This is a genomic window from Microcystis sp. M53602_WE12, from assembly GCF_030065455.1.
In the GTDB taxonomy this organism is placed as follows: domain Bacteria; phylum Cyanobacteriota; class Cyanobacteriia; order Cyanobacteriales; family Microcystaceae; genus Microcystis; species Microcystis aeruginosa.
The window spans coordinates 1-5065 of the sequence record NZ_JASJFB010000718.1 but is presented as its reverse complement, the minus strand read 5'-3'; the positions used below and the strand labels follow the sequence as shown (position 1 = coordinate 5065).

At 40.3% G+C, this 5065-nt stretch carries 5 protein-coding genes; 2 read left to right on the top strand and 3 right to left on the bottom strand.

The window, feature by feature from the left end; translation table 11 throughout:
• Nucleotides 1-522 precede the first annotated feature (522 nt).
• Nucleotides 523-954, top strand: a complete 432-nt coding sequence (locus PX482_RS22265) for a DUF4278 domain-containing protein (RefSeq protein ID WP_002758794.1) — start codon at nt 523-525, stop codon at nt 952-954.
• A 172-nt stretch (nt 955-1126) separates the two neighbouring features.
• Here PX482_RS22265 and PX482_RS22260 read toward each other — a convergent pair whose 3' ends face one another.
• Genes PX482_RS22260 through PX482_RS22250 form a run of 3 tightly spaced genes read right to left on the bottom strand, consistent with a single transcriptional unit; the run spans nt 1127 to nt 4659 of the window.
• Nucleotides 1127-2620, bottom strand: coding sequence for a thymidylate synthase (locus tag PX482_RS22260; RefSeq protein ID WP_288097464.1), 1494 nt, complete (start codon nt 2618-2620; stop codon nt 1127-1129).
• 4 nt (nt 2621-2624) lie between these two features.
• Nucleotides 2625-3248: a dTMP kinase gene (gene tmk / locus PX482_RS22255; protein ID WP_288097466.1), complete on the bottom strand. Its 624-nt coding sequence runs from the start codon at nt 3246-3248 to the stop codon at nt 2625-2627.
• A 25-nt stretch (nt 3249-3273) separates the two neighbouring features.
• Nucleotides 3274-4659 (bottom strand): dihydrolipoyl dehydrogenase family protein, encoded by a 1386-nt coding sequence (locus PX482_RS22250; protein ID WP_288097462.1) that lies wholly within the window; start codon nt 4657-4659, stop codon nt 3274-3276.
• A gap of 81 nt (nt 4660-4740) precedes the next feature.
• Between PX482_RS22250 and PX482_RS22245 the strand changes: the two genes are divergently transcribed.
• A complete protein-coding gene (locus tag PX482_RS22245) occupies nt 4741-4902 on the top strand; it encodes a hypothetical protein (protein ID WP_196219814.1) in 162 nt (53 codons plus the stop codon).
• The last annotated feature ends 163 nt before the right edge of the window (nt 4903-5065 follow it).

Below are 5065 nucleotides of genomic sequence, written 5' to 3'. Positions count from 1 at the left end.
TTCAGGGAAAAAATCCCTAAATTTTCCCCCCAATCACTCCAATGGTAGGCACTTTTTCAGGGAAAAAAAGTCTAAAAGCCTTATCCAACAAGGTTTTTAGATTTATTCAGCAAACCCTACTTAGTCGAAAACGCTGTAACCAAATAAAAAACCTCGGTGTCCAGCCGAGGTAGCGCTAAGTTATGTAGGAGAACTCAAGCAAATCTGTCAATGGGGCAAACCCAAACCCCGAAAACTTTTTTAAGCTAGTCAGCCCAGTTTTTCACCGTTGTCTCGGACTAAGGGAATCATATTTTGTCTGATACTCCCCGAAACAATCTGAACTGGCTTGGTGTCTTGGCTGTTTTGCTTTAACTTTTAGCTCATGTAAATAAATGTAACAATATTTTTACGAATTGTAAAGAAGAATTGACAAAATAAAACTTATATGTAACATAAGCTAAGTTAATATTTTTCGCCGATCGAAGCTAGGGGGGTAATAATAGAGAGATTGGTTCACTAGCGTGACAAGGTGTACCCAGAATGTCCTATTTGTTTTTGTTCCCACTATTCACCGCTGCCTTGGCTGCCTATTTCTGGCAGCAGTCCAGCGATGAGATCGCTTATCTGGCCAGTGCCGCCACGGTAATTAGTTTAGTGTTGAGTCTGGTTTTAGCTCCTTGGCAGATTCAGCTATTAATTCTCTTGACAGTTGTGATTGTCGTCACCTTTTTATGGCAAGGACGAGAAGAGCAGAAGAATCTCCCCGTCCCCACTCCAGAAACCGCCGGCGAGAAAAAGTATCGTGGCGCCACCTATATCGAGCCAACAGTCACCGAGGCTCCTGTCAAGGAGCGAGGAGGTAAATATCGCGGTGCGGAGGTTAAAATCACCAATAATCCGACGGTGGCTAACCCAATTCGCTCCTCATCTCTCAAATATCGCGGCGCTGGTTCAGCAAACAAGGACCAGTAATCAGTTATCAGTTATCAGTTATCAGTAATCAGTTATCAGTAATCAGTTATCAGTTATCAGTTATCAGTTATCAGATTTGAGTTTTAAGTGAGTAGTATTAAATAGAAGTTTCCTACTGTCTTTTCACTGTTTACTGTTTATTGTTCACTGTTCACTGAAACTTCCCACCTATCTACTGGTCTTGAATATAAAGCTGATTATTTTTGAGACAATTGTATGCCTTTTGTAACTCGATTCCCAGATAACCGATATGTTCGGGAATAATTGCGGGATTGGTAGCGGCAAGCTCGCGGATTAATTTGAGGGGATTTTTGCCTTGATAACAAGCGACAACTTCCCCGCTGCCGGGGGTAGTTTGTTGGACGAGAATTTGTTCTTTTTCCACAGAAATCAAAAAGTTACCGCTAGGGTCAAAAAAGTCGCGCTGATTGACAATTTTATCGTACTGGGTGGCGATTAATCGTTCGACATTCTCCCAAGTATCATCGTATATATGGGCCGATTGACTAATAGTAATCAATGGACCCAAGGTTAAATTATACTGGGAGCGTTGATTGATTTCTTGGCAAATATGTTGCTGTAAAGCGCGCAATCCCATGGCATTTGCCGGCCAAGCGGCAAACATATCATTACTTCTAAATATTGCGGTGAGAGATAATTCATTTTCCACCACTCGCACCCAAATATGATTTAAACAGGGACTACCTCCCTTTTCGTGGTCTTTCACATCCCAGAGGGACATAACTGCACTGGCTGCGTCAATTTCTGAGATTAATTTATTAATAACCTGTGCAATTTGGTCTCGGCCAAACCAAGAGCGCAATCTTTGACCGTAGGTGTATTTAACTCCTTGGTGTATAGGGGAATCATCGAGAATTTGTCCGATATATTCGGTGAGAAAAGCTCTATCTATAGGCAAATAATTAGGTTCAGGAAAATAAAAGTCTGGGGGTTCATTGGTGACAACGGCCATTAAGTCAATTAATTCTTGCCATTTACCATCATATCCTGTCGGTCTAATTGTGCCGGTGGTTTTAATCTTTTGGAGAATTTTTACCCAAGTTTCAGCAATAGTTTTTCCTTCAATGCGATGACCGTATCTTGTCCCGGGTAGCAAAGAAGGAAGATTTTCTGAGATAGGAAAGGTTAATGGTTTTCCCCAAGTTGGTAAGGGGGATTGTTTTGCATAATTTTTGACAGTTTCAATCGCTTCTGGGATGGATTTAACTGGTTGATATTGAATCGATTGACGCAATTTTTCGAGAATTTCTCGGTCAATTTCTTTGTCAATATATCCAGTGGTAGAAGAATTAATTAGCCAACATTCTTTACCTGTGTCACTTTTTCCTAACTGGAATCCTTGACTAAAAAAATCTAGCAAACATTGACAGCTACCGGAGTTCTTATCTTCCTTAGTTGCGTTGAGAATAACTAAGTATCTAACGTGGGGATTTGCTATTAAGTTTCTCAGCAGGGGACTAATTCCTCTGGTGGGACTATAAAGATTACCAATCACCGCGTATTGGTCGGGATTTAAATGTTTAGCAAGGGACTGTTTTACTGTCCATCCCGTGATAATTGCTGTTTGGCCGTGACCGCAGATTAATTGATTGGGTTTATAGTGGGGTTGGTAGGTGAATTTAGGGGTGGTTTCTGTACTAAGCATGGATTTAAATTAATCGTTCAAGATAATTAATAATATTTCGGTGAAGGTTTTCTATTGTATCACTACCATCCAGTTGTAAACAATTATCTTTATATTCTTTAAATATCTGGATAAACATTTGACGAACTTTCATTAATTTTTCTTGTTTTTCGTACACTTCTGTGATGGCTCTGTTTTTAATTCTTGCTAGAGAAATATCGGGAAGAACATCGATATAAATAACTATATCTGGATTGGGAAAATGTTGATTTAACTGCCGCACAAAAGCAAATTCTTCGGGATTATTGCAATTGTAGGCCAGGGAAGAAAAATAATAACGAGTAGTGATAACGTGGGTTTGTTCTTGGTGAATAAGTTTAAAAATGCCATCGTGATCATTATATAAGTGATCATGGCGATCAGCTGCAAATAAATAGGCCATTTGTCGGTCAAATTGATTTTGATCTTTGATAGAAATAAGATTAGTTTGCATTATTTCTCGAATCAAACGACCGATGACTCCCTCGGAAGGTTCCGGACTTAAAACTGCTTTTTCCCCTCGCTTTAAAAAATATTCTTGTAAGAGTTTTGCTTGGGTACTTGTTCCCGATCCGTCAATACCTTCAAAGACAATAAATTTCGGTTTCATCATTTAATCTTCCTTCTCAATCTAATTATCTGAATAATTGTTTTAGCCAAGTTAACCAAGATTTTTTCGGGGGGATTAATTCCGTCATTTCTCCGATAATCTCTCCCATACTTCCCCAAGCATAAATATTTTTATTGAGGGATTGTATGGTTAAATTTTCTTGGAAAGCTAAACTGATAATACTAATCATTTCTGCTGCTTGATTACCGACTATTTGCGCTCCCAGTATTTTACCATCTTGTCGGTAGATTAATTGACAAAATCCCGTGGTTTCCCCCCAGATTTGCTGTGGGACCATATTTTTAATTGGATAGTTGATCATCTTTACCTCCTCACCATAGCTGTCCTGAGCTGCTTTTCCAGTTAAACCCACCCAAGCAATAGCAGGATCGAAAGCAATAAATGAGGGAATTTGCTCGGGATTAAAGTTAAATTTTTCTCCCGTGAGCAGATGCTTGACTAACCCAAAAGCAGCCCGGTGATTTAAAGTAGGATCGGGATAATTATTTCTGAGCAAATTTAGGGCATAAATGCGGGAATTATCGGTTTGGAATTGCTGATTAACCCTAATTAATCCCTCCTCTAGTTTAACTCCCACCCCGGCCAAATTTAATCCCTGTTCATTGACTTGATAATTACCGGCAAAAATGAGATCATCAACTTCGATAACACGATTGCCTAATTGTAACCATTTTTGACCCTCGATCGCTTTCACTTGACTAGGACAATAGCCGGGTAAAATCTTAATTCCTTCCGCTTCTAAAATGGCAGTAACTAAATGGGAGATTTCCCGATCAATATCCGGCAGTAGATAATTATCCTCGATAATTAAGCTAATTTCTTTCCCCAAACGTCGGAGAATTTGCGCTAAACTCACAGCCATGCTGCTGTTGCCAATAATCGCTAAATGTTGTCCCAACTTGTCTAAATTTGGCCCTTGCCAAAGGGTTTGAGCGGTAAAATAATTAACTTTATCTAAGCCGAAAATTTTCGGGACTTGCAGATAAAAACCCGTGGCGATAAGATAGTGTTTAGCCAACAATTGCCGACCATTAACCACAAATCCTAAATGGGGCAACCGAACAAATTCCCCCCCACCCGGGATAACATCTATTCCTTCCGTGGCTAATCTCGCTAAAGAATGATGTTTATTAATAGTTTTATCTACTTCCTCTAACCATTGCCGCAACTGTTGCCATTGGGGATAAATGGCCGTTTCTTGCCAATGATTCAGCAGTTTATAGAGATGGATAATTTGGCTGTAGCCCTTGCTAAAAATGTCCTCAGATGCCTCTAAATTGCCGCTATAAGGCTGTTGCACTAAAGCCACCCTTTTTTTGAGGTGAACAGCCAACAAAGCCGCTTCTATCCCCGTAGGAGTGGCACCAATAATTACTAAGTCGTAAACCACAAATATAAAGTAAAAAGTCAAAAGTCAAAAAAGGTGTTGGGGGTTTTGGGGTGTTAGGGTGTTAGGGTTTAAGGGTTTTAGTTGAAATTCCCCCACTTCCCCACTTCCCCCCGCAACGCGCACGAAGTGGTCTCCCCATTTCCCCATTCCCCCACACCCCACACCCTACACCCTACACCCTCTTTCAAGTCAGGAGTCAGGAATCAGGAGACGGTATTCAGGAATCGGAAACTTAACACTTAAGTAGGGCTGGCTGAATAAATCTAAAAACCTTGTTGGGTAAGACTTTTAGACCTTTTGTCAATCAAACAGTACTGGATCTGGGAGTGATCGGGGGGAAATTTAGGCACTTTTTCCCTGAAAATTAGGTAATTGGCCACCTCAAAACTGGTAAAACCCCACACCC

Bases quoted from the DNA above. Each gene is read 5' to 3' on its own strand.
- tmk (WP_288097466.1), bottom strand. From the start codon at position 3,248: ATGAAACCGAAATTTATTGTCTTTGAAGGTATTGACGGATCGGGAACA.
- PX482_RS22260 (WP_288097464.1), bottom strand. From the start codon at position 2,620: ATGCTTAGTACAGAAACCACCCCTAAATTCACCTACCAACCCCACTAT.
- PX482_RS22265 (WP_002758794.1), top strand. From the start codon at position 523: ATGTCCTATTTGTTTTTGTTCCCACTATTCACCGCTGCCTTGGCTGCC.